We start from the raw sequence: 26,310 nt of genomic DNA, 5'->3' as shown, positions 1-26,310 counted from the left end.
CCCCTCATCCGCCGCCCCCGGAGCCTCCCCTGCCCTTAGACTCCTCCAGTGACAGTCTGCGGCCCGAGGGGCAAGATGGGGCCCGCTGTCGGCAAGGTGCGGTAATCAGGGAGGAAGCGTCGTCGTGAGCAGCAGGCCATCCCGAGGCACTGCTCGCCTCGCAGCCATACTCGATGCCCTTCCTGACGGGCTCCTGCTCGTCAATTGCAACGGCACGGTCGTGAACGCCAACGCCATCGCCCTCGAAATGTTCGAGACCCCGGGCACCGCGCTCGTCGGTCGCGGACTGCTCGATCTGCTGCCGGAGTTCGACTCCAAGCTGATCCCGGGTTCGATGCGCCGGCCCGAGGCTGCGGACGAACAGGGCAGGACCAAGCCGACGCGGATGACCGCGCGGCGCACCGACGGCAACGAGTACCCCGTCGAGGTCACCAGCGCGAGCCTCGACAGCGGGCAGGCCGCGTACAACGACATCCACTCCAGCTACACCGGCGACGAGCTCCTCATGATCGTCGTACGGGATCTCTCCGGCACCGTCGACACCGAGGCGGAGCTGGCCCGTTCGCAGCGCCAGACCGAGATGATCCTGCGGGCCGCCTCCGAGGGCGTCGTCGGCACGGACACCGACGGGCGCGTCGTCCTCGTCAACCCCGCCGCCGCGCAGATCCTCGGCTTCCGGGCCAGCGACCTCGGCGGCCAGGAGCTGCACCCGCTGATCCTGCACTCGCGGGCGGAGGGCGAGCCGTTCCCGTACGAGGACTCCCCGCTCGCCGACACCCTCAGGTCGGGGCGCAAGCACCGGGTGCGCGGGCAGGTGCTGTGGTCCAAGAGCGGCGCGCAGGTCCCGGTGGATCTCACGACCGCGCCGGTACGGGACGGGGACCAGCTCGTCGGCGCGGTGATGACGTTCACCGACCGCCGCCCGTACGAGGAGCTGTCGGCGCAGCACAAGAACGTCGTCGCCGAGCTGACCACGAGCCACTCCGCCGAGGTCACCGCGCTCAAGGAGGCGCACGCGGCCGAGCTGGAGGCCCTCAAGGAGGCCCACGCCGCCGAGATCGCCGACCGGACCGAGCGGTACGCCGCCGAGATCGAGGGCCAGGCCGAGCTGCTCGCCTCCCTGGGCGCCCAGCACTCCCAGCTCACCGCTGTCCTCGGCGGTTCGCTGCGCGGGCCGCTGGAGGAGCTGCGCGGCGAGCTGTCCACCCTCGCCGCCGACCCGGCCGGCCAGCTGTGGCCGGAGGCCAACCAGATCCTGCACCACCTCGCCGCCGGGTACGCCCGGATGACCACCCTCGTCGACAACGTCCTGGGCTACCAGCGCCTCGACACCGGCGTGGAGGGGCTGCACAAGGCCCCCGCCATGATCGAGGGGATCGTGACCGGCGGGATCGACGGGGCGGTCGAGCTGATCGGACCCGGTCGCGCCCAGTTCGCCGTGCACGCCCCGCCGATCGAGGCCGAGGTCGACGCGCGTCAGCTGGCCACCGCCATCGCCCACCTCGTCGCGGACGTCTGCGGTGTCGACTCGACCGGCAAGACCCGGGCCGTGCCCGGCGGCGGCTATGTCGACTCCACCGTGGTCGTGGCCGCCGCCCAGCGCGGTGACGTCGTACGGATCGAGGTGCGCGGGCCGTTCGCCGGGGGCGACCCGGTGCACGAGCCGATCGTGCGCGGCATCGTCCGGGCGCACGGCGGAGTTCTCCAGACGCACGAGATGCCGGGCATGAGCGGCAGCGCGTACGTCCTCGACCTGCCCATCGGCGCCGCCGCCGGCACGATCGCGCCCCCGGAGACCGACGGCAACGCCCCGCTGCCGGAGCCCGCACCCGCCGCGTCCGCCACACCCGGGGGCCTCGGCGCGCCGGGCGTCACCAGCGGCGGCCGGCGCCGGGCCCGCAGGTCCTCCACCGACGCGTTCCTGGACAGCCCCGGTGGTACGCCGGAGGGTACGGGCGGCGGCGAGCCCGCCGCCCCGGCCGCTGTCCCCGCTGCCGCCTCCGAGGACCGCCCGGCCGCCGAGCCGACCGGGCGGCGGCGGGCGCGCCGTGGACCGGCCGCGCCCGAGGAGCAGCAGGCCCCCGAACTGATCCCCGCCCAGCAGGGCGAGGGTTCCGGGCGGCGGCGCGGCCGTCCCAGCCCGGCCGAGGCGGCCCCTGCCCCGGTCCAGGGCGCGGTTCCGGTGGACGCCGGGACCGCCGCCGCCGTACAGGAGCAGCCCCGGCAACCGCAGCGGCAGGCGCTGGCCCTGACTTCCGCGCCTTCTGCCGCGCCGTCCGCCGCGCCTTCGGAGGGGTCGGTCGTCACCGCGGCCGAGAACGCCCAGGGCGGCGGTCGTCCGCAGCTCGGGCCGACCGTGCCGCCCCAGGGCGTCCCGGTGGACCCGCAGCAGCCCGTTCCGCCCACCGGACGGCGGGCCCGGCGCGACGGTGAGAACCTCGCCCTTCCCGCCCTCGCCTCCGGCAACGGCGGCCACCCGGGGCCGGAGTCGGCCCCGCAGTCCGGCAGTCAGCAGCCCGGTGGGCGGCGGGCCCGGCGTGCGCTGGCCGCCGCCCAGGAGCGCACCGCCGCCGACGCCGGTCCGCGGACCGCCTTCGCCCTGCCTCCGGCCGACGCCGACCGGGCGCCGCTCACTCCCGACGCCCCCGTGGGCCCCGGTGACGAGGCGAGCGGGCACCACGCGCGTACCGCACCGGAGGCCGGTCACACGCCTCCGCAGGCGCACCCCGTCGCCCCGGTGCACACCGGCACGCAGGCCGACGGAACCTCCGGGCAGGGCTTCCCGGCCGCGCCCGAAGCACCGCACGCGCCCGACCCGTACGGCAACGGCGGCTTCCCGCAGGCTCCGGGCCCCGCGCCGGAGAACGCCTCCTGGGGCAACCCCACGCACACCGACACCGGGCACACCGACGCCGGGCACCCCGGCACCGCACACCCCGACACCGAGCACACCGGCACCGGAGACACCGCCCACACCACCGGCGTCGCGGCCGTCGCCGATCCGGTGCCGCACCCCGCCGACGCCCCCGACGCGCGGCGGCAGCCGTTGCCCGCCGAGGAGCCGATGGCGGACGGCGGCAACCCCGACTCCACGCAGGGCAGGGCCTTCAGCGTGCGGACGCTGGGCCAGGGCGTGCCGTTCGCCCAGCACCTCGCGCACCAGCAGAACCAGCCGCACCAGAGTCTCGGCGGCGCAGGACGGCGTCGTAAGCTCGCCGCCCCGCCGGAGGGCGACCGCGCCCCGGCGCGGACCGCCGGCGGCCAGCAGGTCGCGCCCCAGCAGGACCGCCCGGGCCCGGCCCAACCGACGAGCCCCGCGCCCGCACCCGCTCCCGGCCCGCAGCAGCAACAACAGACCCAGAGCCAGGACCCGAGGCAGGCCCAGGGCCAGAGCCAGGGCCAGGCCCCGGCGCAGGGCGGGCCCGGCGCTGCCTACGGCGAGGGGCAGCTGCTCGCGCCGCCCGTCGCGGAGGGGCGCGCGTACGCCATAGGGGCGCCCGACGAGGGCGCCGAGGGGCCCGAGCCGCTGGACGGGCCCGGCGGCGCGGTCGAGGTCGCCAACCGGCCGCATCCGCACCCGGTCGACGACGAACTGCCGCCCGAGCCGCTGGACAACCCGCGCCGACTGCTGGTCTGGCCCGCCCCCGACGTACCGACCCAGCAAGCGCTCAGCGACCGGGGCTACCGCCCGGTGATCGTGAACTCCCGCGAGGAGGTCGACGCCCAGATCGCCGCGTTCCCCGCCGCGCTCTTCGTCGACCCGCTGACCGGGCCCATCACCCGTACCGCGTTGCAGTCGCTGCGCCAGGCGGCCGTCGCGGCCGAGGTTCCGGTGCTGGTCACCGCTGGTCTCGGGCAGGCGACCCGGGAAGCGGCGTACGGAGCCGACCCGGCCGTCCTGCTCAAGGCGCTGGCCCCGCGCGACAGCGAACAGCATCCCTCGCGGGTGCTCCTGATCGAGGAGCACGAGGAGATCGCGGTGGCGCTGACGCAGACCCTGGAGCGGCGCGGCATGCAGGTCGCACGCGCCGCGACGGACAGCGAGGCCGTCGATCTGGCGGGCCGGATGCGGCCGAACCTCGTGGTGATGGACCTGATGCAGGTACGCCGTCGGCGCGCCGGGATCATCGACTGGCTGCGGGCCAACGGGCAGCTGAACCGCACCCCGCTGGTCGTCTACACCTCGGCCGGGATGGACCATGCGGAGCTGCCGCGGCTCGGATCGGGCGAAACCGTTCTCTTCCTGGCGGAACGGTCGACCAGCGACGAGGTCCAGTCGCGGATCGTCGACCTGCTGGCGAAGATCGGCACCAACTAGCCACGCCCGACAGGGCGGGGGCGGTACGGGATTCCCGTACCGCCCCCGCCCTGTTTCACGTGAAACCAGCGGACCGGATCTCAGAGCTGGGTGACGTCCAGCTCGCCCTCCGCGTACTGCTTCCGGATCACCTTCTTGTCGAACTTGCCGACGCTCGTCTTCGGCACGGCGGCGATCACCGACCAGCGCTCCGGCAGCTGCCACTTGGCGATGCCCGACTCGGCGAGGAACGCCTTCAGCGCCTCGTAGTCGACACCGTCGGCGCCCTCCTTGAGGACGACGGTCGCGAGCGGACGCTCGCCCCACTTCTCGTCCGGTACGGCGACGACGGCCGCCTCCGCGACGTCCGGGTGGGCCATCAGCGCGTTCTCCAGCTCCACGCTGGAGATCCACTCGCCGCCCGACTTGATGACGTCCTTGGCCCGGTCCGTGAGGGTCAGGAAGCCGTCGGTGCTGATCACGCCGACGTCGCCGGTCTTCAGCCAGCCGTCCTCGCTGAACTTGTCCTCGGGGCGCAGATGCTCGCCATCGGCCCCGCCGTAGTAGGCGGCGGCGATCCAGGGGCCCCGGACCTCCAGCTCACCGGCCGACTCGCCGTCCCACGGAAGGTGCTCGCCGGCGGGGCCGACCAGCCGCGCCTCGACGCCGGCGGGGAAGCGGCCCTGGGTGACCCGGTAGGGCCACTGCTCCTCGGCGCTCAGTCCGGCGGGCGGGTGGGCCATGGTGCCCAGCGGTGAGGTCTCCGTCATGCCCCAGGCGTGACAGAGCCGGACGCCGAGCTTGTCGTACGCCTCCATCAGCGAGGGCGGACAGGCCGCGCCGCCGATGGTCACGTTGGCCATGGAGGTGAGGTCGCGCGGGTTGGCGGTGACCTCGGCGAGCAGGCCCTGCCAGATGGTGGGGACCGCGGCCGCGTGCGTCGGGCGCTCGCGCTCGATCATCTCGGCGAGCGGGGCGGGCTGCAGGAAGCGGTCCGGCATCAGCATGTTCACGCCGCTCATGAACGTGGCGTGCGGCAGGCCCCAGGCATTCACATGGAACTGGGGCACGACGACGAGGGTGGTGTCCTTGTCGGTCAGTCCCATCGACTCGGTCATGTTGACCTGCATCGAGTGCAGATAGATCGAGCGGTGCGAGTAGACGACGCCCTTGGGGTCGCCGGTGGTGCCGGAGGTGTAGCACATGGCCGCGGCCTGGCGTTCGTCCAGCTCCGGCCAGTCGAAGGTGGTGGGCCGGTCCGCGATCAGTTCCTCGTAGTCGTGCACGCGCGGCGCGACGCCGGCCAGCCCGGAGCGGTCCCCCGGCCCGGACACGACGACGTGCTCGATGCTCGGCAGGTGGGGCAGCAGCGGTACGAGGAGCGGCAGCAGCGAACCGTTGACGATCACCACCTTGTCGTCCGCGTGGTTGACGATCCAGGCGAGCTGCTCGGGCGGCAGCCGGAGGTTGAGGGTGTGGAGCACGGCCCCCATGGAGGGGATGGCGAGGTAGGCCTCGACGTGGGCGGAGTTGTTCCACATGAGCGTCGCGACCCGCTGGTCGCCGTCGACGCCCAGCTCGTCGCGCAGCGCGTTGGCCAGCCGAGTGGCGCGCGCCCCGATCTCGGCGAAGGTGATGCGGTGCGGCTCGGGTTCGCCGGTCCAGGTCGTGACCTGCGACTTCCCATGGATCGTCATCCCGTGGTGCAGGATGCGGGTGACAGTCAGCGGTACGTCCTGCATGGTGCTCAGCACGGCGTCCTCCCGGGGGCGCTACGCGGCAGTAAGGTTCCGCTGATTCTGCGCACATACCACGCGGTATGTCACTACTCGCGGGAGAAAATTCCTGACCGGGGGCCGTGTGGCGGAGTGTGGCGGAGTGTGCCCGGCGACCCCGATCAGCGGACCGGGGTCAGCTCCGGGTCCTCGCGGAGTTTGCCGAGGGCGCGGGAGACGGCGCTCTTGACCGTACCGATCGACACGCCGAGCACCTCGGCCGTCTGGGCCTCGCTCAGGTCCTCGTAGTACCGCAGGACGACCATCGCGCGCTGGCGGTCCGGGAGCTTGAGCACCGCGCGCCACATCGCGTCGTGCAGCGACTGCTGCTCGGCCGGGTCCGGCGCCGGGAAGGCCTCCCGCTCGGGCAGCTCCTCGCAGGCGAACTCGTCGACCTTGCGCTTGCGCCACTGCGAGGTGCGGGTGTTCAGCAGGGCCCGGCGCACATAGCCGTCCAGCGCCCGGTGGTCCTCGATCCGCTCCCACGCGACGTACGTCTTGGCGAGCGCGGTCTGCAGCAGGTCCTCCGCGTCGCACGGGTTCGCGGTGAGCGAGCGCGCGGTACGCAGCAGGACCGGTCCCCGGGCCCGGACGTACGAGGAGAACGACGCGTAGGGCGTGTGGGGGTGGCCGGCGGCGGTGGCAGAGGCCGCCCTGGAGGCGCCTGTGCAGACTGGCGTGGTCATGTACTCAACGCTAGGAGCGGGCGCCGCCGAGGGGATCGCCCCCAGGTCCCGAAGCGCCGTCCGCCTCAGGTTGTAGGGGGCGTACACCCTGCACCTCCTGAAGGTGGACGGGCCTCGGCCGGGCCGTCAGGGTCCGGCCCCGGGAGCCCCCGGGGCCGGAGGCCGCCGTTCAGCCGTCCGCGCCGAGGACCAGGCCCGAGGTCGGTACGCCCGTACCGGCCGTGACCAGCGACCTCACCGCCCCCGCCACCTGGTTCACCGAGGTCCCCCGGATCTGCCGGACGGCCTCCGCGATGCCGTTCATCCCATGGAGGTACGCCTCCCCCAATTGACCCCCATGGGTGTTCAGGGGCAGGGCGTCCGCCGCGACGAAGTCGCCCGCCTCCCCCGGCCCGCAGAAACCGAACTCCTCCAGCTGCATCAGGACGAACGGGGTGAAATGGTCGTAGAGGATGCCCACATCGATGTCGGCCGGGGTCAGTCCGGAGCTGCGCCAGAGCTGCCGGGCGACCACGGCGGTCTCCGGCAGGCCCGTCAGCCCGTCCCGGTAGAAGCTCGTCATCTGCTCCTGCGACCGGCCCGCGCCCTGGGCCGCCGCGACGACCACGGCGGGCGGCCGGGGCAGGTCGCGGGCGCGCTCCACGCTGGTGACGACGAGGGCCTGACCGCCGTCCGTCTCCTGGCAGCAGTCCAGCAGCCGCAGCGGCTCCACGATCCAGCGGGAGGCGGCGTGGTCGGCGAGCGTGATCGGTTTCCCGTGGAAGTACGCCGCCGGGTTCCGCGCCGCGTGCCGCCGGTCGACCACCGCCACGTGCCCGAAGACCTCCGGGCCGAGGCCGTACGCGTGCAGATAGCGCTGGGCCGCCATCGCCACCCAGGAGGCCGGGGTGAGCAGCCCGTACGGCAGGTTCCAGCCGAGCGCCGTGCCCTCGGCGGTCGGCTCGCGCCGCTGGACGCCGGAGCCGAAGCGGCGGCCGGAGCGTTCGTTGAAGGCGCGGTAGCAGACGACGACGTCCGCGATACCGCTCGCCACCGCGAGGGCGGCCTGCTGCACGGTGGCGCAGGCCGCGCCGCCGCCGTAGTGGATCCGGGAGAAGAACGACAGCTCGCCGATGCCGGCCGCCTGGGCGACGGTGATCTCCGGGCTGGTGTCCATGGTGAAGGTGACCAGCCCGTCGACGTCGGCGGACGTGAGGCCCGCGTCGTCGAGCGCGGCGCGGACGGCCTCGACGGCCAGCTTGAGTTCGCTGCGGCCGGAGTCCTTGGAGAACTCGGTGGCCCCGATGCCGACGATCGCCGCCTTTCCGCCGAGCGTGTCGGCCCTGCGGATACTCATGTTCCGCCTCCGCCTTTCCGTGGGAGGGCCACGGCGACCGTTCCGGTGACGTGGCGGCCGATGCCGTTGTCGCCGATGACCTGGACGGTCGCCTCGGCGGCCTCTCCGGCTCCCGCGTCGGTTACGACGGTGATCCGTCCGGTCAACCGCAGCACATCGCCCGGGTAGTTGGGAGCGCCGAGCCGGATCGCGACCTTGCGGAGGACGGCGGTGGGGCCGAAGTGGTCGGTGAGGTAACGGCCGACGAGCCCGTTGGTGGTGAGGATGTTCATGAAGATGTCGGGGGAGCCCTTCTCCCGGGCCAGTTCCGCGTCGTGGTGCACGTCCTGGTAGTCGCGCGAGGCGATGGCCCCGGCGACGATCAGGGTCCGGGTCACCGGGATCTCCAGGGGCGGCAGCTCGTCGCCGACGCGGTAGGTGTGCGCGTGCGTCACGACGCCTCCTCCCGGGGTCCGGCCGCCAGCAACAGGCCCAGCTCCTCCAGGACTTCGCTGCCGCAGCCGAGATACGCGTCGAGCTGGCGGCCCCACAGGAAGTGCCGGTGGACCGGGTGGTCGAGGTCGGCGCCGGTGCCGCCGTGCAGATGCTGGCCCGCGTGGACGACCCGCTTGCCCGCCTCCGATCCCCACCAGGCGGCGGTCAGCGCCTGTACTTCGTACGCCTCGTGTGCGTCGTGCCGCCAGGCCGCCTCGTACGCGGTGACCCGGATCGCCTCGGTGTCCATATGGGCGTCGGCGGCGCGGAGCAGGACGCCCTGGTTGGTGGAGAGCGGACGCCCGAACTGCTCGCGGGTGACGGTGTGCTGGACCGCGCGCGCGAGCGAGCCGGCGCACACCCCGGCCTGAAGACCCGCGAAGGCGGTACGGGCAGTGGCGAGGACCGCCGTGTACGCCCCCGGCTGCCCGTTCCCCAGCCTCTCCCCGCGTACGCCGTCGAGAACCAGCCGCCCCGCGGACCAGGGTGCGGTCGTCTCCACCGGCACCACGGTGACGCCCGGCTCGCCGGTCCGGACGATCCACAGACCGCGCTCCGCGTCCGCCACCAGCACCTGGGTGGCGTCGCGCAGCCAGGGCGCCCAGGGCACCACCCCGTACAGCGCACCGTCCGCGAGGTGTACGCCGCCCCGCGCCGGGAAAGCGCCCGCCGCCACCTCCGTACCGTCGCGCAGTCCGGGCAGCAGGCGCTCGCGCTGCCCGTCCGTACCGTGCTCGGCGACCGCGAGCAGCCCGTACACACAGGTGGCCGCGAACGGGACCTGGGCGGTGGTCCGGCCCTGCTCCTCCAGGAGCAGCACGAGGCCGAGCAGCCCGATCTCCTCGACCGCGCCGGGCAGCCCCGCCGCACACAGCTCCTTCCACAGCTCCGCGTCCGTGCCCGAACCGGCCGCCGTCAGCCGCTCGTGCGTGGACAGATCGCCGAAGATCCGCGCGGCCAGCCCCCGCGCCGCCGACTGCTCCTCGCTCGGGGTGAAGTCCATCTCAACCGCCTTCGCTCGCCCGGAAGACGGGCAGTTCCAGGTCGGGGTCCGTGGCAAGGAACTCCAGCTGTACGGGCATGCCGACGCGGACCTTGTCGTACGGCACACCGATCACGTTGCTGACGATGCGGACACCCTCGGCCAGCTCGATCAGCGCGACGGCGTACGGTCCGCCCTCGCCGTCCGGGGCGAAGGCGGGGAACGGCGGGTGATGCATCACGACATGGCTGAAAACCGTGCCGTCCCCGCCCGCATCGACCGTGTCCCACTCCGCGCCACCGCAGGCGTTGCAGCCGGGCAGCCAGGGCAGTCGAAGGGTCGCGCAGTCGGCGCAGCGCTGGATGAGGAGCCGGTGCTCGGCGACCCCGGCCCAGAAACCGGCGTTGTCGCGGTTGATCACGGGCCGGGGCCGGCGTGCCGGTTCGGAGCTCTTGTCCCGGTGCGCGGGGCGGTACTTGAGGATGCGGAAGCGGTGCGTCCCGGCCGGTTCCCCGTCGGCGTGCACGTCCGTGCGGGTGGTGACGAAGTAGCCGGTGCCGAGCTTGGTCGTCTTGCGCGGGGAGACGGACTCGATGACCGTGTCGAAGGTGATCCGGTCGCCGGGGCGGAGCGGTCGCAGGTACTCCTGTTCGCAGTCGGTCGCGACGACCGAGGTGTAGCCGGCGCCGTCGAGCAGCGCGAACATCTCGTCGTACGCGGCGGAGCGATGGTCGGTGTGGCCGGTCAGCCCGACCATCGTCCAGGCCTGGAGCATGGTCGGCGGGGCGACGGCGTCCGGGCCCCGGTAGGCGGCCGAGGTGTCGCCCATCGCCTCGCACCAGTGCCGGATCATCGGCTCGTTGACCGGGTCCTTGCCGCGCCCGGCGGTGGCGGCGGCACGGCCTTCGTAAACGCGGAGCCGTTCGTACAGCTCGTCGCTCTCCGGCCCCGGCGCTCCCTGCTCCCGCTCGTTCATCGCCTGCCCCGGGTCATCCCGAGCCGGGCCGTCGCGACGATCTCGCGCTGCACCTCGCCGACACCGCCACCGAAGGTGTTGATCTGCGCGGCGCGGTTCATCCGCTCCAGCTCGCCGTCCGGGCCGAAACAGCCGGGGGAACCGGCCCGGAGCAGGGCGGTCTCGCCGACGGCCTCCTGACACATCCGGTAGACCTCGACGGCGCTCTCGGTGCCCGCGAACTTCACCCCGCTGGCCTCTCCGGGGGCCGGTGCGCCGGCGCCCACGGCGTCGACCAGCCGCCAGTTCAGCAGGCGCGTCGCCGCGAGCCGGGCGTACGCCTCCGCGAGCCGGGCGCGCACCCATGGCTCGTCGATCCGGCGGCGCCCGGTCAGGGGGTCGGGGGTACGGGTGTGGGCGAGGGCCTCCTCGTAGAAGTCCTCGGCCTGCATGCCGATGGCGGCCAGGGCCACGCGTTCGTGGTTGAGCTGGCTGGTGATGAGCTTCCAGCCCTCGTTCTCGGCGCCGACGAGGTTGGTGGCGGGGACGCGTACACCGTCGTAGTAGGTGGCCGTCGTGGTCAGCCCGCCCACGGTCTCGATCGGCGTCCAGGAGAAGCCGGGGTCGTCGGTGGGCACCAGGACGATCGAGATGCCCCGGTGCTTGGGGGCCTCGGGGTCCGTACGGCAGGCGAGCCAGATCCAGTCCGCCTGCTGGGCGTTGCTGGTGAAGATCTTCTGGCCGTCGATGACCCAGTCGTCGCCGTCCCGCACGGCGCGGGTCCGCAGCGCCGCCAGGTCCGTACCGGCCTCGGGCTCGCTGTAGCCGATCGCGAAGACGAGGTCGCCGGCGAGGATGCGGGGCAGGAAGTACGCCTTCTGCTCCTCGGTCCCGTACGCCATGAGCGTCGGGCCGACGGTGTTGAGCGTGACCATGGAGACCGGGGCGCCCGCCCGGTACGCCTCGTCGAAGAAGACGAACTGCTCGTCGGGGCCCCGCCCCCGGCCGCCGTACTCCTCGGGCCAGCCGAGACCGAGCAGACCGTCGGCGCCGATACGGCGGAGCAGCCGCCGCTGTTCGCCCGGGTCGGTGCTCTGCCCGGCGTACGCCGTATCGGACAGCAACGCGCTGAAGTACGAACGGAGTTCGGCACGGAGGCGCTGTTGGCGTGCGGTCGGAGCGAGATGCACGGAGGGGCCTCCAGGGCTGCTTGCCTTACGGATCCGGCCACTGCGGCCACTGCGGCTGCGACTGCGACTGCGACTGCTGCCGCTGTCGCCACTGCCACTGCTGCTGCCACTGCCGCGCATGACCGACGTTTCTGACTGTCCGTCAGAAACGGGCGCCCTGTCAAGACGACGGCAGCCCGCACGAGGACACCGAAGTGCCTTCGTGCGGGCTGCTGTTCAGTCCGCCGGAACCCACCCCCCGGGAGGTCCCGACGGCCGCGTCACCTGGGGCGCATCACCAGAAGAAGGGCGTGAAGTTCACCGCGACACTGTGGTCCGACTGGTCGATCGGCACGAAGGCCGAATTGCTCACCTGGGCGGACGTGTTCTGGTTCGACGCACCGACGCCGACGGCCTGCTGCTGGGTCGTGGCCGAGTTGCCGGAGTTGTTGCCGCCGACACCGCTGCCGCCGACCGTCGCCACCGCCGCGTTCGATCCGTCGTTCGCGAAGGAGCCGTTGTCCGCCATGGCGACCCCGCCGCAGAGCGCGACGGTCAGAGGCAGAGCGGCGACAGCGGCGAGGGCACGAGCGGTACGGGTACTTGCCATGTCATTTCCTCCAGGAAACGGAATTGCGGCTTCATATTCGGCTGGTCCCGGGGGAGTTGGCCGACCACCCCGGTGCTGTTCACAACGTCGCGAGACCAGAGTTGCCCAGCACATCCCCGGCGAACCCCTCATCTCCGCCCCATTCCCCCTCACGTATGACGAAGAGCCGATAAACCTCCCATGCCGTACGAAGGTCCAGGACGGCGAGGCGGCCGGGGCGACCCGTTGGGGCACCCGGGAAGAAGCGTTCCGCCACCCGACTCCCCCGCACGCCTCCACCCGCCCCCCTCACCTCCCCTCTTCCTTTCTTCGAACGCATGTACGAAAATAGAGCCATGGCCACCATCGACCGGCAGACCCCCACCCTGGCCCTCGCCCACGCCCTGGCCGCCGCCGGGCGCGGCCTCCCCGTCTTCCCCCTCTCCGCCACCAAGCTCCCCGCCCTGCGCTCGCCGCACCGGGGCCGGCGGCAGCCCACGCACTGCCGCGGCGAGTGCGGGCTGCCGGGGCACGGGGTGCACGACGCCACCACCGACCCTGCGGCCGTCCGGGCCCTCTTCGCCGCCGCGCCCCGGGCCACCGGCTACGGCATCGCCTGCGGACGCGCCCCGCAGCGCCTCATCGGCATCGACCTGGACGTGGACCCCGCGTACGGCAGCGACGCGGCGGGCGCGCTCCGGCAGCTGGCCCTCCAGCACCTGTTCACCATCCCGCCGACGGTCACGGTGCTCACCCCGAGCGGCGGCCGGCACCTCTGGCTGACCGGCCCCGCCGACGCGACGGTCCCCAACTCCGCCGGCCGCCTCGCCCCGGGCATCGACATCCGCGGCAGCGGCGGCTATCTGGTCGGCCCCGGCTCGGTCACCGCGCACGGCCGCTACCGCCTGGCCCCCGGCACCGCCCACCTCACCCCGGCCCCGTGCCCCCGCGCCCTGCTCCGCCTCCTGACGCAGCCACGCCGCGCGCCCTCCACCGCGACCACGACCGCCGGGGACGCGGCCACCGCCCCCACCCAGGCCCGCCGGGGCGAGGGCCTGATCCAGTTCGTGCTCGCCGCGCACGAGGGCCAGCGCAACACCCGCCTGTTCTGGGCGGCCTGCCGCGCGTACGAACACGGCTTCGGCGACGCCCTGGCGGACGCGCTCACCGCCGCCGCCGTCCGCACCGGGCTGCCGGAACACGAGGCCCGCGCCGCGATCGCCTCGGCGGCACGGCTGACGTCGGGGCGGGACGGGGAGGCGGACGGCGCGGCCTGAGACTCGGAGCAGAAACGGGAGGCTGCGACTCCACTGCCGACTCCCGGCAGAAACCACCCCCCAAGCATGCGGACATCACGCATATCGCTGCCGCGCTCACCGCCCCAGAATGCAGAGGTGACGACGACACCGAGCAACAAGACCGCCTCTGCGCACCGTGGGCCGACGCGCGCCTACCTGGCAGTCGGCATCTTGTTCTCGCTGGTGGCGGCCTGGCTGCTGCTTCTGACCGCGCCGGGCGCACGCGACGACGAGCGCGCGTTCACCACAGCGTCCGAGTGCACGACCGCCGACGGAAGCGGCGCTTCCGACTGCCTGCGCACGGTCAAGGCGGTGATCGACCGCACCGAGCAGGAGACGATGCGCAAGACACCGTCGTACTGGCTGTACATCACCGAGGCCGACGGAACGTCCACCCGCACCCGGATCGAAGGCAACCCGGACCTCACCCCGGCCGCCCGCCCGGGAGCGACCGTCGAGGTCACGTACTGGCAGGGCCAGATCCGGTATGCCGACCTCGGATCCGACCGCCACTACACGAACGCGGACCCGCGCGGCGCCTTCCGTATTCCTCTCGTCGTCGGTCTGGTCGTCGGCATCTTCGGGGCGCTGCTCCTGACGTCCGCGGTCGCCACGGCCTGGATCGGCAGACGTTCACTCAAGGCGTTCCCCTGGCAGGTCAGCCTCATCTTCACCGGCGGGATGTGCCTGATCCTGTTCGGCGCGCTGGCTCCCTGGCTGACCGACAGCATCACCGAGGCCCTGCAACTCACCGGTCTGGCCACCGTGGTGGTCCTGGCGCTCTGCGCCCTGGCCGTCCCGTTCCTGCGGCGGCGCGACCGCGGCGGCGACGACACGATCACGCTGGAGCCGTCCGTGCTCACCGAGGAACTGTGCTTCCCCGGCCTGATCATGGGCGAGGTCCCGTACGCGAGCGGCGCCGGCTACCTGATCGCGGGCCCCGGCCTCCTGGCCACGACCCCCGACCCCACCGGCGTCTTCCACCGCAGGACCGCCGCCCGCACCCTGACCCCGCTCCGCCTCCGCCCGCCCTACCTGACGGACCCGGCGGGCCGCCCCGACTACGACGGCCGGGCGGTGGTCCTGGAATGCGAGGACAACGGCATACCGGTCCTCGTCATCACACGGAGGAAGGACGCACCCGCCGTCCTAGGCGCACTCGGACCGGTCCGGGCGGAGTAACCCGGGCCGCTCACCACTCGAACCCCACCGGTCACCTGGCCGCCCACCGCCCCGGCCGTACGCGTCACCGAGCCGCCCCGGTCGACCTCACCACGCGAGCCAGCTCCGCGTCGTACCGATCAGCATCGAAGTGGAACGTCGGCGGAGCGACCTCCCCGTACGGGACCTCCCAGCCGGACCACTGCACGATGTCCCCGAGACGCTGAACGACCACGGTCAGAAACCCGCAGCAGCCTCCCGAACACTCCGGCGCCCCCAACTCCACCCGCCGGGCCTCGCCCGTGGCCCACAACGGACCGGGGCCCTCGCCCGGCAACACATCGGCGACGAGCGGCCCCCGACCACTTTCACCGACCGCCTGCGCCACCACGTCCTCGCCATTGACCAGGACCCGCAGACTGGCCGCGAACCGTTGCTTCGGCGGCAACACACTGATCTCCAGACGATCGAACATGCCGTCCACGCTAAGGCCGAAATCCCACATGAAGCATCACGGTTCGCGTGTGGCCACCCGCTCGTCACAGCCGAACCGCCCCGCCACCACCCAAAAAAGAGATGCCGCCGGCACGTACTCCGCGGCGATACTCCGGGCATGAGCAGAATCGCGCAGGTCATCGTCTTGGCAACGTACGCGGACGAGGTCATGGAACCCCTGACCCGCCCCGACGATGCGCGGAGCTGGCGAGGCCACTTCGAACCCCTCGACCTGTTCGTCGGCGGATGGGTCATCGAGTTCAACCGGATGGAACCGCGCTCCGGACTCCTGGAACACCTCGAATCGCTTCCCTGGCCCGACCCGGGCCGGGTGCAGGTGCTGATCCACGACGAGGAGGACGACTGCTTCGGGCTGTGGATGATCCATGACGGCAGACTCGTCGAGGTGCCACTCCCACGCACCCAGCGCTTCCACTCCCCGGCCCCTCCCACCGACGAGTTCGTACCGAGCCCGGGCTACCTGTGGCGAACGGACACGGGCAACAGCGTGCCCGCGGGCTTGTCACCGGAACGCCAGGACCCACGTCCGGCCTGGTAGCGCCGATCTGTCCGACCTGGCGTGATCGAGCAGGCTCTCGCCCGGTGGGCCACCATCGCACGGGCACCACGGGACCAGCCGTGCTCGGTGCTCGGTGCGGAAAGCCCGACAAGGAACGGCCCCCGACCGAAGCTGCTGGTCGGGGGCCGTTCATCTGCGGTGGGTGTGGGATTTGAACCCACGGTGACATCGCTGCCACGACGGTTTTCAAGACCGTTCCCTTAGGCCGCTCGGGCAACCCACCCCGCGTCGGCGGTCCGGTCGCTGTGCAAGCCGATGGGCCGTCAGGCCCGGGTGGGGCCGGTCGACGCGTGGGACAGCCTAGCCGGTCAGCTGTCGCCCTCGCGCTGGCCCAGGGTGACTTCGGCCGTGGCCGTCTTGCCGTCGCGCTCGTACGTCAGGGTGACCTTCTCGCCCGGCTTGCGGGTCCAGATCTCGCCGATCAGGGTCGGGCCGCTGTCGATCACGGTGTCGTTGAACTTCGTGATCACGTCGCCCGCCTTGAGGCCCGCCTTGGCCGCCGGGCCGTCCGGGGTGACGGCGGGGGTGCCGCCCGCGCCCTCGGCGGAGATGGCCGCGCCGCCCGTCTTCTCCTCCATCGTCACCGTCGCGCCGATCACCGGGTAGACCGGCTTGCCGGTCTTGATCAGCTGCTCGGCGACGTTCTTGGCCTGGTTGATCGGGATCGCGAAGCCGAGGCCGATGGAGCCGGCCTGGGACTGGCCGAGGCCGCCGCCGGTCGACTGGATCGCGGAGTTGATGCCGATGACCGCGCCCGTCGCGTCCAGCAGCGGGCCGCCGGAGTTGCCCGGGTTGATCGAGGCGTCGGTCTGCAGGGCGCTCATGTAGGAGTTCTTGTTGCTCTGGCCGTCCCCGGAGGCCACCGGGCGGTTCTTCGCGCTGATGATGCCCGTGGTGACCGTGTTGGACAGGCCGAACGGCGCGCCGATCGCGATCGTCGAGTCGCCGACCGCCACGCTCTCCGAGTTGCCGAGCGGGAGGGGCGTCAGGCCCGCGGGCGGGTTCTTCAGCTTCAGGACCGCCACGTCGTAGCCCTGCGCCCGGCCGACCACCTCGGCGGCGTACTTCTTGCCGTCGGAGAAGGTCGCCGACAGTTCGCCGGACTCCGCGGCGGAGGCCACCACGTGGTTGTTGGTGAGGATGTGGCCTTCCTTGTCGTACACGAAGCCGGTGCCCGTGCCGCCCTCGCCGTCGCCGCCCTGCGCGTCGATGGTGACCACGCTGGGGAGCGCCTTCGCCGCGACTCCGGCCACCGTGCCCGCCGGGCGCTTCAGGTCCCTCGGGGTGTCCGACGCCGAGATGGTCGTCGAGTTGCCGGAGGAGCCGTTGTCGTTGCGGTCGGCCGCCCAGTAGCCGAGGGCGCCGCCGATGCCGCCCGCCACGAGCGCGGCCACGGCCACGGCCGCCACCAGACCGCCGGCCCGGCTCCTGCCGTTCTTGCCGCCCGCGGGGTCCGTGCCGGGCGGGACCGGAGCGCCCCAGACCGGGCCGTGGCCACTGCCGTTGCCGATACCGCCGGACGCGTGACCGGACGCGTGACCGGCGTCCCCGCCGGCGTACGACGGGACCGCGGGCGGGGGCGGCGGCCAGGAGGCGGCGCCCGCGGGGAGTTCGGACGTCGCGCCGTACTCGGGTGCCGCACCGTACGGGGAGTGCTGGGGCGGCTGCGGCGGCGTCGGGTGCGCGCCCTGGGCGTACGCGGGCGCGGCCGGAGAGGCGGGGGCGGCCGGAGCGCCCTGGTGCGTGGGGTTGTGGCGCGGCGCTTCGGCGTGCGCCGGGGCGCCCGCGCCGGGAGCGTGCGGGGTGGTCTCCGGCGCGCCGGTCTCGTGCACGGGAAGGCGTGCGGTGTCCTGCGCGGGGTCGGGCGTCGGCTCGGGTGCCGTCCCGTGCGTGGCGTCCTGGGCTGCGGCCGGGGCCGCCGGCGGCGGCGTGGCTCCGCCGGCCGCCGGTTCAGGAGTGTCGGCCGGCACGGGAGGTGCTGACGGAACGGACGGCACGGCCGGTACCGCGTGGTCCTCGTTGCCCTCGTTCTCGGTGCTCACAGCTCTTTACTCCTCGGTTCCACTCGGCATCCAGTCGGCGTTCGGCAAGAAATCCGCTGTGCACGTGTCTACGGTCAGCTTTTCCCACAACACGTCGGGCCACTGTAAGCAGGACCTGTGCATCCGCACACCAATCTTTACATCCGACAAAACAGACCTCCAGGGTGACATGTGCTCAGCCACCCCCGCGGCGGTGACACCATGGCGCGGGTGACCCACGCACGGCAGCGCAGCGCGCACACCTCCATCCAGGTCATCGCCCACCGCGGGGCCTCCGACGACGCCCCCGAGCACACCCTGGCCGCCTATCGCAAGGCGATCGAGGACGGTGCCGACGCGCTGGAATGCGATGTCCGGCTCACCGCCGACGGCCATCTCGTCTGCGTCCACGACCGGCGGGTGAACCGTACGTCCAACGGGCGCGGCGCCGTGTCGGCCCTGGAGCTCGCCGACCTCGCCGCCCTCGACTTCGGCTCCTGGAAGGACCGCGAGGAGTCGCCCGACTGGGATCCGGTGCCGGGCGAGCTCACCTCCGTACTCACCCTGGAACGGCTGCTGGAGCTCTTCACCGAGGTACGGGCCACCGGGCGGCAGCTGCAGCTGGCCATCGAGACGAAGCACCCCACCCGCTGGGCCGGACAGGTCGAGGAGCGGTTGCTGCAGCTGCTGAACCGCTTCGGGCTGGCCGATCCGGCCGCCGACGACCCCTCCCCCTCGCCCATCCGCGTCATGAGCTTCTCCGCCCGCTCCCTCCACCGCGTCCAGGCGGCCGCGCCCACGCTGCCCACGGTCTATCTGATGCAGTTCGTCTCGCCCCGGATGCGCGACGGGCGACTGCCCGCCGGGGCCCGGATCGCGGGGCCCGGCATGCGGATCGTGCGCAGCCACCCCGGATACATCGAACGGCTGCACCGGGCCGGGCACCGGGTGCACGTGTGGACCGTGAACGAACCGGCCGACGTCGAGCTGTGCGCCGAACTCGGCGTCGAGGCGATCATCACCAACCGCCCCAAGCAGGTTCTGTCCCAACTCGGCCGTATTTAGTACGGATAGGGACCCGCCAGGCCTCCGACCTCGGCCGTTACGGGGTGTGCACCGGCGCATTCGCTGCGCGTCCGATCGTTACGAGTGCGTCACCGGCAGCGCATTGGCCGGTTTCCGGTCCAGCCCCGTGGGGCATCCAACCCGTGGCGTGGGGCAAAGGAGGTCTCGGGGGTGGCGTTGGTGGTGGCACAAGAGGTGCCCGCGTCGTCGAGCATGGCCATTCCTCATGGCCCTGCCGGCGTGGGGCAGGCACGACACCGGATGCGTGAGCAGTTGCGCGGCAACGGGGTGTCGGACGCGGTCGTCGACGACGCTGTTCTGATCCTTTCCGAACTTCTCAGCAACGCCTGTCGGCACGGCAGGCCGCTCGGCCGGCAGACCGACGTCGGCGACGGGGACATCCGCGCCGCCTGGCGGGTGGACACCGGCGGCGCGCTCACCGTGGAGGTCACGGACGGCGGCGGCCCGACCCGACCGGTTCCGTCCACTCCTTCGGTGACGGCACGCGGCGGCCGGGGGCTCAACATCATCAGCGCCCTGGCCCAGGAGTGGGGCGTACGGGACGACTCCTCCGGCGAAGTCACCGTCTGGGCCCTGGTCTCCGCGAAGAAGCCGCCCGGCATCGGCGGCAACGGCAGCAGCAAGGGAAACGGCTCCGACGCGAACGGCGTGCGTGCGAACGGGGTCGGCGGGCTCACCGGGTTCGAGGGCCTGGACTTCTCCGAGGCCTTCGACGACGTGGGCTGAGAGCCGCCGCACAGCCGGAGCGCACGGGGCTCCGCGCGTACGTGGGCGGGGCAGGGCTCCCCGGGCGGCTAGGCTCGCGCCGAGTCCGCACTGTCGCAATCGGGAGAATGCCCACCATGGCCAAGAAGCGCCCTCAGTCCAAGGCCGGGAAGCAGCAGCTCAAGGACGGTGAGATCCCGGTCGTCGGGGCCCGTGAGCCCTGCCCGTGCGGATCGGGCCGTCGTTACAAGGCGTGTCACGGACGCGCCGCCGCCCAGGCCGTGACCGAGCTCGTGCACCGCCCCTTCGAGGGACTCGCGGGCGAGTGCGACTGGGTCGCGCTGCGCGAGCTGGTGCCCGCCGCCACGGTCGAGCTGACCCTCAAGAACGGGCTGCCCGAGGGAGTTCCGTCGGTGACGCTCGCCACGGTCCTGCCGATGGCCTGGCCCGCGCTGCGCCGCGACGACGGTTCCGTCCTGCTCGCCCTGCAGAACGACACCTCCTCCGGTGACCTCAGCCGCGACCTCGCGGACACCCTCCAGCGCGCCCTGGAGGCCGAGCCCGGCTCCCCGGTCGCCGCCCGCCGCGTACCGGCCGACGGTCCGCGCCTCCAGGACGTCCTCGCCCCGGACGCCGCTTTCGAGCCGGACGTGCACTCCGGGTTCGAGTTCTGGGTGCCGGACGCGGAGAACGCCACGCCGGAGGTGTCCGCATCGCTGGAGCGCGCGAACGCCGCCGCGATCCCGACGACCCTGCTGTCCGGCGTCGACGCCGCGTACTGGTGCGAGACCCCGGAGAAGAACCACCTGCGCTGGGTCATGCCGCACCCCGAGGAGCAGCTCCTCGACGCGCTCGCCCGGCTGCACGCCGCGGGCACGTCCTCGCTCGGCGACGACACCCGGCTGGTCGGCTCGTTCCGGGCGCACGGGCTCGTCGTCCCCGTCTGGGACCTGCCGAGCTCGATGGGCGCCGAGGCGTGCGAGAAGCCCGCCGTCGCGTTCGCCGAGCGACTGGCGACGGCGCTCGCGTCCGACGCCCCGCTCACCGCCGAGGAACGCCGCGCCCGGGGCGGTCTCACCAACCGCCAGGTGACCCTCAGCTGACAGTGACGACCGGGCGCCGCAGACGGTGACCCGCGTCACAACTCGCCGTACTCGTAAGTAAATCGGCGTCCCTACAGGCGAGATCGAATTTGCGAACGGCAGATCTCTTGTTACGGTTCTAGAAGCCCGGTCGCTGGTGCATCCCCCGTCGCCAGCGACCGGGCGTCCTCGTTTCCGGCTGCGGCCCGCCCTGTGACACTCCCGGGCGCGGCGACCGTACGCCCCTCTCGCATCCCTCTTGACCCGCCCCGGTCAGTCCTCGGCGCCCGGTGCGCGCTCGGATCCGGCGCGCAGCAGCAGCGGCGCCTCGTCCACCGGCCCCGCGCCCAGGAACTCCGCGACCGCCGTGGTGGACCGGGACGCGCCCGAGGAGGGGATGCGCGGCGTCTCGCAGACGCCGGGCTCGTCGTGCGCGGTCGGCGCGCAGTGCAGCTGCACGGTCCGTCCGGCCGGGCCCATCAGCGTGAGGACGGACCGGAGTTCCTCACCGGTCGCGTTCCGGTAGTACGTACGTGCCCAGCTCTCGCCGTCCTGGGTCATCACACAGGTCTGCGCCTCGACGCCCTCCGGTGCGACCAGCTCGGGTCCGCACCGCGCCACCGCGCCCGTACGGTCAAAATCGGGCGGGGAACCGGCTTCCGCGCTCATTCTCGACGGCGATTTCGGCAAGGTCGAAGAATGCGCGTCGGCAGCACCTTCGCCGGATAGCCCATCAGAAACCTTTGGCCTAAGCATTTCTGGCGATCCGCCAGAAGATTTCGCGTCGGCCGGTGCAGCGGATGGATCAAAGGCCGGGGCAAAGGTCGGGTCAAAGGCCGGGTCGACGGCGGGATCCGCGGAAGCGACCAGCGGGACGAGACATCCGAACACCACGGCTGCCGTGAGACCGATCATGCGGAGATTCATGGTGGCCCCACCTGGCGACTGCGCGGAATTCCTGAGGACGGGGCGACGATATCGGCGGAATGCGCGCCGCCGGGCCGCCCGGCACCCGTTTACCGCGGATCCGGTCCGGCTCACACCCGTTCGAGTGAGCCGGACACCTGCCCTTCCGGTCCCGAGGCGTCAGTGGGCGAGCCGGCTGCCGCCGCCCGGGGCGCCGGTGCTCGCCTCGACCAGGGCGTCCAGGACCGCTTCGACGTCCGGGAGCCAGGGCGCCGCGGCCGCCGGAGCTTCGCCCTTCGTCCGCCCTCGGGACACCGGGGCGGCGGCGGAGGCGCCGAGCGGTGCGGGGGGCCGTTCCCAGCGGACCTGGCCCGCGCCGGTGCGGGACGGCGGCAGGACGAGGTAGCCGCCCTCGCCGTGGAAGCGGAGCGAGCTGGGCACCCAGTCCTTCGCGTACAGCAGTTCGCCGAGCCGTTCCAGGGAGTACGGGGCCACCAGCAGCGACCACCGGGTGGGCGTCGCCACCACGGGGCCGAGCCGCATGCCGAGGACGTCGAGGGCGCTGAGCGCTCTGGCGGCGGCCACGGCGGGCAGGCTCACCGCGCAGGGCGCCCGGCCGCCGGTCGCCAGCATCACGGGCGCGGCGGGGCGGTTGGCCCACCACCAGCGCACCATGCGCTCGTCCGTGGTGGCCGCCAGCAGGCCGGGCTCGAAGGGATGTGCGCCCGGTACGGCGCAGTCGGGTTCGGGGCAGGCGCAGCCGAGGCCGCCGCTCTCGCCGTCCGGGGTGGCCCGCGCCGTCCCCACTCCGGGGACCACGGGCCATTGCCATACGGTGGCGCAGGTCAGGGCCGCGTCGAGCCGGGCGGTCCCCTCCTTGCGCCGGAGCCGGAGCCTGCGTCGCCTTCCGAGGATCTCGCGCATGAGCGCTCGTTCCTTTCCGTTGAACGCCGAGTCCACATGACAGCACGCGTGCGTGACACCACGTGCGTATCTCTTCGCTGTGCGTACGTGCTCATCAGTTCTGCGGTACGGGCGTGCCGTCGATACCGAGCGTGAGCCGAGCCGAGCCGAGTGGAACCGATCCGAATAGAACCGATCAAGAACCGATCTGGGGTGGAACAGAGCCGAATCGAGCAGAGTCGAGCGGAGTCGAACCGAACGGGGCCGAACGGACCGAGCGGATCGAACTGACCGAGCGGGTCGTGCTGCCCTGGCGGAGTCGTGCGGGTCGAACCGAGCGGGTCGAGCCGGGCCGGCGGTCACTGGGCGAGGGTGGCATCTGCCTCGCCCGCCGTCCCCGGTGGGAACCCCGCCGTCCGGGGCGGGGCGTCACCTTCACGGGTAAGGACGCCGGAACCCGCTGCCGGGTTCCTTGGCGATCACAACCGCACCCGCGCATCACCGTTTACGTACCCAGCATGCCCGGAATGACGCTCCTCCGGCGACTTGACCCCGGAGGTACCCCTGTTGAGCAGCCCCAGTCGATCGCAAATAGCGTCCATAGGGTGCATTTTTTGGCCAAGTTAACCGACACTGGGAGGGCACGAATCGCCCGGCTCCCGAAGGGACAATGCTGGACATCGGGTTACTTGTGCGTGTACATGTGGATGCATTGATAGTGGCGCAGAATCACATGGGGGTTTGCGATGCTATTCGACGAATCACACCGGTCGGAAAGCTGGCTGCCATGAGCGCCCCACACCTGCCGAAAGTGGCTGGAATCGATCCAGAGGATCCGGTTTCAACGCACACTCCCGCTCCTCTGACGGAGGTCCCGGGACCGCCCGGAGCCTTCATCCAGGACCGGCTGGCGGGCTGGGTCTCGGACCTCACCACCCTCCACGAACTCACCGAGCGGCTGGCCGGTACGAGCACCCTCGACGATGCCCTGAACGAACTGCTGCGCGCCGGAGCCGCCCTCGTCGGCGCCCGCCGCGGACTCCTCGTTCTGGAACCGGCGCACGGCGAAGGCCCTTCCGCCACCCTCGGCCTCGGCCTCTCCCACGCCGAACTCGGGCACATCGAGACCGTGCCCCGCGCGGCCACCGCCCTCGGCCGCGTTCTCGACGGCGCGCCGGGCACCGCCGACGGGGTCGCCAGCCCCGACCTGCTCGGCGAGCAGGACCTGGACCCCCGGCACCGCGAGGTCGCCGTCCGGCTCGGTTACGCCGCGAGCTACGCCCTCCCGCTCTCCTCCGAGGCGGCCGGCCGTCTCGGCGCGGCCGTCTGGCTCTACGACGAACCGGCCGAGCCCGCACAGAAACAGCGCCACCTCGCCGGCCTCTACGCCCGCTACGCCACCGAGCACCTGGCCCGGCTGATCGAGCTGGAGCGGGCCCGCGCGGACGTCGCCGCCGTCGCCGAGGAACTGCTGCCCAGCCGGCTGCCCCGGATCTCCGGCGTCCAGCTCGCCGCCCGGCACCGCACCGGCCCCCGGGGCGGCGGCGACTGGTACGACGCGCTGCCGCTGCCCGACCGCACGCTCGGCCTCGCCGTCGGCTCCGTCGGCGGATCCGGACCGAGCGCCATGGCCGCCATGGGCCGGCTGCGCGCCAGCCTGCGGGCGTACGCCGTGATGGAGGGCGAGGACCCCGTCGCCGTACTCTCCGACCTGGAACTGCTGCTGCGGCTCACCGAACCCGCGCGGACCGCGACCGCCCTGTTCGCCTACTGCGAGCCCGCCGCCCGCAAGGTCGTGCTGGCCGGGGCCGGGCACACCCCGCCGCTGGTGCTGGGCGAGCGTCGCTGCGAGTTCGTCGAGACCACGCTCTCCGCACCGCTGGGGATGCTCGCCTGCTGGGAGGCGCCGAGCGTGGAGTTCAGCCCCGCGCCCGGAGAAACGGTGCTGCTCTACACGGACGGGCTGCTGCGCCGCACCGGGGACCCGATGGACCGCGCCTTCGCCCGGCTGCACTCCGCCGCCGCTTCCGTACCGAAGACGGGCCGGCACGATCCGGCGGCCGTCGCCGACCACGTCCTGCGCACGATGCTCCCCGACGGCCTCGACCGGACCGATTCCGCCGAGGATGTCGTGATCCTCGCCGCCCACTTCGACTGACCGACCGGCTCGGCCACCCCCTCGACCGCCCGCCTCCACCGGTGTCGAGAGCTCTCTCCGGTAACAGGTCCTTCGGCCCTGGGCCCCCTTCCGTACGCCCGTACGATGGGTGATGGTCCAGTGTCGTATCAAGGAGAGACAAATCGTGTCTGAGGAGCTCATTCCGGAGAACCCGGAGCAGGAGACCGAAGAGAACGAAACGGCGGAACCGGTCAAGCAGCGGAAGAACGGCCTGTACCCGGCCGTCTCCGACGAGCTCGCCGACAACATGAAGTCGGGCTGGGCCGACACGGAACTGCACGACCTCCAGCCGATCGCCCAGGCCGAGCACACCGCCGCCCGGCGCGCCGCGCTCTCCGCCCGCTTCCCCGGCGAGCGCCTGGTCATTCCCGCGGGCAACCTGAAGACCCGCTCCAACGACACCGAGTACGCCTTCCGCGCCTCCACCGAGTACGCGTACCTCACCGGTGACCAGACCCAGGACGGCGTGCTCGTCCTGGAGCCGACCGGCGACACCGGCCACGAGGCCACCCTCTACCTGCTGCCGCGCTCCAACCGGGAGAACGGCGAGTTCTGGCTCGACGGCCAGGGCGAGCTGTGGGTGGGCCGCCGCAACTCCCTCACCGAGGCCGAGCAGCTGCTGGGCATCCCCGCGAAGGACGTCCGCGAGCTGGCCGCCGCGCTGACCGAGGCCACCGGCCCGGTCCGTAACGTGCGCGGCCACGACGCCTCCATCGAGGCCGCCCTCACCGACAAGGTGACCGCGGAGCGCGACGAGGAGCTGCGCGTCCACCTCTCCGAGGCCCGCCTCGTGAAGGACGCCTTCGAGATCGCCGAGCTGCAGAAGGCGTGCGACGCCACCGCGCGCGGCTTCGAGGACGTCGTGAAGAGCCTCGACAAGGCCGAGGCGACCAGCGAGCGCTTCATCGAGGGCACGTTCTTCCTGCGCGCCCGCATCGAGGGCAACGACATCGGCTACGGCTCGATCTGCGCCGCCGGTCCGCACGCCACCACCCTGCACTGGGTCCGCAACGACGGCGCCGTCCGCGCGGGCGAGCTGCTGCTCCTGGACGCCGGCGTGGAGACCAACGACCTCTACACCGCCGACGTGACGCGCACCCTGCCGATCAACGGCACGTTCTCGCCGCTCCAGCGCAAGATCTACGACGCGGTGTACGAGGCCCAGGAGGCGGGCATCGCCGCCGTGAAGCCCGGCGCCGACTACCGCGACTTCCACGACGCCGCGCAGCGCGTGCTCGCCGAGAAGCTCGTCGAGTGGGGTCTGCTCGGCGACCTGTCCGTGGACAAGGTGCTGGAGCTGGGCCTCCAGCGCCGCTGGACCCTGCACGGCACCGGCCACATGCTCGGCATGGACGTCCACGACTGCGCCGCCGCGCGCACCGAGACGTACGTCAACGGCACGCTGGAGCCGGGCGTCTGCCTGACGGTCGAGCCCGGTCTCTACTTCCAGGCCGACGACCTGACCGTGCCCGAGGAGTACCGGGGCATCGGCGTCCGGATCGAGGACGACATCCTCGTCACGGAGGACGGCAACCGGAACCTCTCCGACACGCTGCCCCGCCGGGCGGACGAGGTCGAGGCCTGGATGGCCCGGCTCAAGGGCTGACACCGGACGCGTTTCCGCACGTGCC

At 72.5% G+C, this 26,310-nt stretch carries 21 protein-coding genes and 1 tRNA gene; 9 read left to right on the top strand and 13 right to left on the bottom strand.

Annotated features, from left to right (window positions below; genetic code table 11):
* Positions 1-124: 124 nt before the first annotated feature.
* Positions 125-4,318, top strand: a complete 4,194-nt coding sequence (locus ACSMXR_RS18560) for a hybrid sensor histidine kinase/response regulator (protein ID WP_473169446.1) — start codon at positions 125-127, stop codon at positions 4,316-4,318.
* A gap of 80 nt (positions 4,319-4,398) precedes the next feature.
* Here ACSMXR_RS18560 and ACSMXR_RS18555 read toward each other — a convergent pair whose 3' ends face one another.
* The 8 genes from ACSMXR_RS18555 to ACSMXR_RS18520 all read right to left on the bottom strand — a co-directional run bounded on the left by ACSMXR_RS18555 (position 4,399) and on the right by ACSMXR_RS18520 (position 12,284).
* Positions 4,399-6,051 (bottom strand): long-chain fatty acid--CoA ligase, encoded by a 1,653-nt coding sequence (locus ACSMXR_RS18555; protein WP_381846934.1) that lies wholly within the window; start codon positions 6,049-6,051, stop codon positions 4,399-4,401.
* Positions 6,052-6,194: 143 nt separating this feature from the next.
* Positions 6,195-6,758: a SigE family RNA polymerase sigma factor gene (locus ACSMXR_RS18550; protein WP_030077401.1), complete on the bottom strand. Its 564-nt coding sequence runs from the start codon at positions 6,756-6,758 to the stop codon at positions 6,195-6,197.
* Between the two features lie 169 nt (positions 6,759-6,927).
* The gene (locus ACSMXR_RS18545) at positions 6,928-8,094 is read right to left on the bottom strand and encodes a lipid-transfer protein (protein WP_473169445.1); all 1,167 of its coding nucleotides are present in this window, start codon (positions 8,092-8,094) and stop codon (positions 6,928-6,930) included.
* The gene (locus ACSMXR_RS18540; RefSeq protein WP_473169444.1) at positions 8,091-8,528 is read right to left on the bottom strand and encodes a MaoC family dehydratase; all 438 of its coding nucleotides are present in this window, start codon (positions 8,526-8,528) and stop codon (positions 8,091-8,093) included. The genes ACSMXR_RS18545 and ACSMXR_RS18540 overlap by 4 nt, the downstream gene beginning before the upstream one ends.
* Positions 8,525-9,571, bottom strand: coding sequence for an acyl-CoA dehydrogenase family protein (locus ACSMXR_RS18535; protein WP_473169443.1), 1,047 nt, complete (start codon positions 9,569-9,571; stop codon positions 8,525-8,527). Before ACSMXR_RS18535 ends, ACSMXR_RS18540 begins: the two co-directional genes overlap by 4 nt.
* Before the next feature lies 1 nt (position 9,572).
* Positions 9,573-10,526, bottom strand: a complete 954-nt coding sequence (locus tag ACSMXR_RS18530) for a bifunctional MaoC family dehydratase N-terminal/OB-fold nucleic acid binding domain-containing protein (protein WP_473169442.1) — start codon at positions 10,524-10,526, stop codon at positions 9,573-9,575.
* The gene (locus ACSMXR_RS18525) at positions 10,523-11,695 is read right to left on the bottom strand and encodes an acyl-CoA dehydrogenase family protein (protein ID WP_473169441.1); all 1,173 of its coding nucleotides are present in this window, start codon (positions 11,693-11,695) and stop codon (positions 10,523-10,525) included. The genes ACSMXR_RS18530 and ACSMXR_RS18525 overlap by 4 nt, the downstream gene beginning before the upstream one ends.
* Positions 11,696-11,969: 274 nt before the next feature.
* Positions 11,970-12,284, bottom strand: coding sequence for a hypothetical protein (locus ACSMXR_RS18520; RefSeq protein ID WP_473169440.1), 315 nt, complete (start codon positions 12,282-12,284; stop codon positions 11,970-11,972).
* 335 nt (positions 12,285-12,619) lie between these two features.
* Between ACSMXR_RS18520 and ACSMXR_RS18515 the strand changes: the two genes are divergently transcribed.
* Together ACSMXR_RS18515 and ACSMXR_RS18510 are read left to right on the top strand one after the other, a co-directional pair.
* Positions 12,620-13,540 (top strand): bifunctional DNA primase/polymerase, encoded by a 921-nt coding sequence (locus tag ACSMXR_RS18515; protein ID WP_381846943.1) that lies wholly within the window; start codon positions 12,620-12,622, stop codon positions 13,538-13,540.
* 117 nt (positions 13,541-13,657) lie between these two features.
* Positions 13,658-14,743, top strand: coding sequence for a hypothetical protein (locus ACSMXR_RS18510; protein WP_473169439.1), 1,086 nt, complete (start codon positions 13,658-13,660; stop codon positions 14,741-14,743).
* 64 nt (positions 14,744-14,807) lie between these two features.
* Here ACSMXR_RS18510 and ACSMXR_RS18505 read toward each other — a convergent pair whose 3' ends face one another.
* A complete protein-coding gene (locus ACSMXR_RS18505) occupies positions 14,808-15,197 on the bottom strand; it encodes a hypothetical protein (protein WP_473169438.1) in 390 nt (129 codons plus the stop codon).
* Positions 15,198-15,335: 138 nt separating this feature from the next.
* Between ACSMXR_RS18505 and ACSMXR_RS18500 the strand changes: the two genes are divergently transcribed.
* Complete coding sequence (locus ACSMXR_RS18500; protein ID WP_137229530.1) at positions 15,336-15,776, top strand: hypothetical protein; 441 nt, start codon at positions 15,336-15,338, stop codon at positions 15,774-15,776.
* Between the two features lie 157 nt (positions 15,777-15,933).
* On the opposite strand, the gene ACSMXR_RS18495 is transcribed toward ACSMXR_RS18500, so the two are convergent.
* Both ACSMXR_RS18495 and ACSMXR_RS18490 read right to left on the bottom strand, forming a co-directional pair.
* A tRNA-Ser gene (locus tag ACSMXR_RS18495) sits at positions 15,934-16,020 on the bottom strand.
* Between the two features lie 85 nt (positions 16,021-16,105).
* Positions 16,106-17,839 carry a S1C family serine protease gene (locus ACSMXR_RS18490; protein ID WP_473169437.1) on the bottom strand — a complete coding sequence of 578 codons (1,734 nt, stop codon included), beginning with the start codon at positions 17,837-17,839 and terminating at the stop codon, positions 16,106-16,108.
* A 201-nt stretch (positions 17,840-18,040) separates the two neighbouring features.
* On the opposite strand from ACSMXR_RS18490, the gene ACSMXR_RS18485 reads away from it, so the two are divergent.
* The 3 genes from ACSMXR_RS18485 to ACSMXR_RS18475 all read left to right on the top strand — a co-directional run bounded on the left by ACSMXR_RS18485 (position 18,041) and on the right by ACSMXR_RS18475 (position 20,712).
* On the top strand, positions 18,041-18,883 hold the full coding sequence (locus ACSMXR_RS18485) for a glycerophosphodiester phosphodiesterase (protein WP_473172398.1): 843 nt from the start codon (positions 18,041-18,043) through the stop codon (positions 18,881-18,883).
* Positions 18,884-18,967: 84 nt separating this feature from the next.
* Complete coding sequence (locus ACSMXR_RS18480; protein WP_218525603.1) at positions 18,968-19,630, top strand: ATP-binding protein; 663 nt, start codon at positions 18,968-18,970, stop codon at positions 19,628-19,630.
* A 116-nt stretch (positions 19,631-19,746) separates the two neighbouring features.
* A complete protein-coding gene (locus ACSMXR_RS18475; RefSeq protein ID WP_473169436.1) occupies positions 19,747-20,712 on the top strand; it encodes a DUF5926 family protein in 966 nt (321 codons plus the stop codon).
* A 252-nt stretch (positions 20,713-20,964) separates the two neighbouring features.
* Here ACSMXR_RS18475 and ACSMXR_RS18470 read toward each other — a convergent pair whose 3' ends face one another.
* Positions 20,965-21,360 carry a hypothetical protein gene (locus tag ACSMXR_RS18470; RefSeq protein ID WP_473169435.1) on the bottom strand — a complete coding sequence of 132 codons (396 nt, stop codon included), beginning with the start codon at positions 21,358-21,360 and terminating at the stop codon, positions 20,965-20,967.
* A gap of 417 nt (positions 21,361-21,777) precedes the next feature.
* A complete protein-coding gene (locus tag ACSMXR_RS18465) occupies positions 21,778-22,521 on the bottom strand; it encodes a bifunctional DNA primase/polymerase (RefSeq protein WP_364890794.1) in 744 nt (247 codons plus the stop codon).
* A gap of 649 nt (positions 22,522-23,170) precedes the next feature.
* Between ACSMXR_RS18465 and ACSMXR_RS18460 the strand changes: the two genes are divergently transcribed.
* On the top strand, positions 23,171-24,658 hold the full coding sequence (locus ACSMXR_RS18460; protein WP_170994426.1) for a PP2C family protein-serine/threonine phosphatase: 1,488 nt from the start codon (positions 23,171-23,173) through the stop codon (positions 24,656-24,658).
* Between the two features lie 145 nt (positions 24,659-24,803).
* Positions 24,804-26,285: an aminopeptidase P family protein gene (locus ACSMXR_RS18455; RefSeq protein WP_381846996.1), complete on the top strand. Its 1,482-nt coding sequence runs from the start codon at positions 24,804-24,806 to the stop codon at positions 26,283-26,285.
* Positions 26,286-26,310 lie beyond the last annotated feature (25 nt).

It is taken from the genome of Streptomyces sp. DSM 106670 (assembly GCF_055792845.1).
The sequence above is the reverse complement of the archived record's forward strand: the minus strand, read 5'-3'. Positions and strand labels throughout refer to the sequence as shown.

Coding starts and splice junctions, on each gene's coding strand:
- ACSMXR_RS18470 (WP_473169435.1), bottom strand. CDS start 21,360: ATGAGCGCGGAAGCCGGTTCCCCGCCCGATTTTGACCGTACGGGCGCG.
- ACSMXR_RS18475 (WP_473169436.1), top strand. CDS start 19,747: ATGGCCAAGAAGCGCCCTCAGTCCAAGGCCGGGAAGCAGCAGCTCAAG.
- ACSMXR_RS18520 (WP_473169440.1), bottom strand. CDS start 12,284: ATGGCAAGTACCCGTACCGCTCGTGCCCTCGCCGCTGTCGCCGCTCTG.
- ACSMXR_RS18500 (WP_137229530.1), top strand. CDS start 15,336: ATGAGCAGAATCGCGCAGGTCATCGTCTTGGCAACGTACGCGGACGAG.
- ACSMXR_RS18530 (WP_473169442.1), bottom strand. CDS start 10,526: ATGAACGAGCGGGAGCAGGGAGCGCCGGGGCCGGAGAGCGACGAGCTG.
- ACSMXR_RS18515 (WP_381846943.1), top strand. CDS start 12,620: ATGGCCACCATCGACCGGCAGACCCCCACCCTGGCCCTCGCCCACGCC.
- ACSMXR_RS18545 (WP_473169445.1), bottom strand. CDS start 8,094: ATGAGTATCCGCAGGGCCGACACGCTCGGCGGAAAGGCGGCGATCGTC.
- ACSMXR_RS18550 (WP_030077401.1), bottom strand. CDS start 6,758: ATGACCACGCCAGTCTGCACAGGCGCCTCCAGGGCGGCCTCTGCCACC.
- ACSMXR_RS18485 (WP_473172398.1), top strand. CDS start 18,041: ATGGCGCGGGTGACCCACGCACGGCAGCGCAGCGCGCACACCTCCATC.
- ACSMXR_RS18465 (WP_364890794.1), bottom strand. CDS start 22,521: ATGCGCGAGATCCTCGGAAGGCGACGCAGGCTCCGGCTCCGGCGCAAG.
- ACSMXR_RS18460 (WP_170994426.1), top strand. CDS start 23,171: ATGCTGGACATCGGGTTACTTGTGCGTGTACATGTGGATGCATTGATA.
- ACSMXR_RS18535 (WP_473169443.1), bottom strand. CDS start 9,571: ATGGACTTCACCCCGAGCGAGGAGCAGTCGGCGGCGCGGGGGCTGGCC.
- ACSMXR_RS18505 (WP_473169438.1), bottom strand. CDS start 15,197: ATGTTCGATCGTCTGGAGATCAGTGTGTTGCCGCCGAAGCAACGGTTC.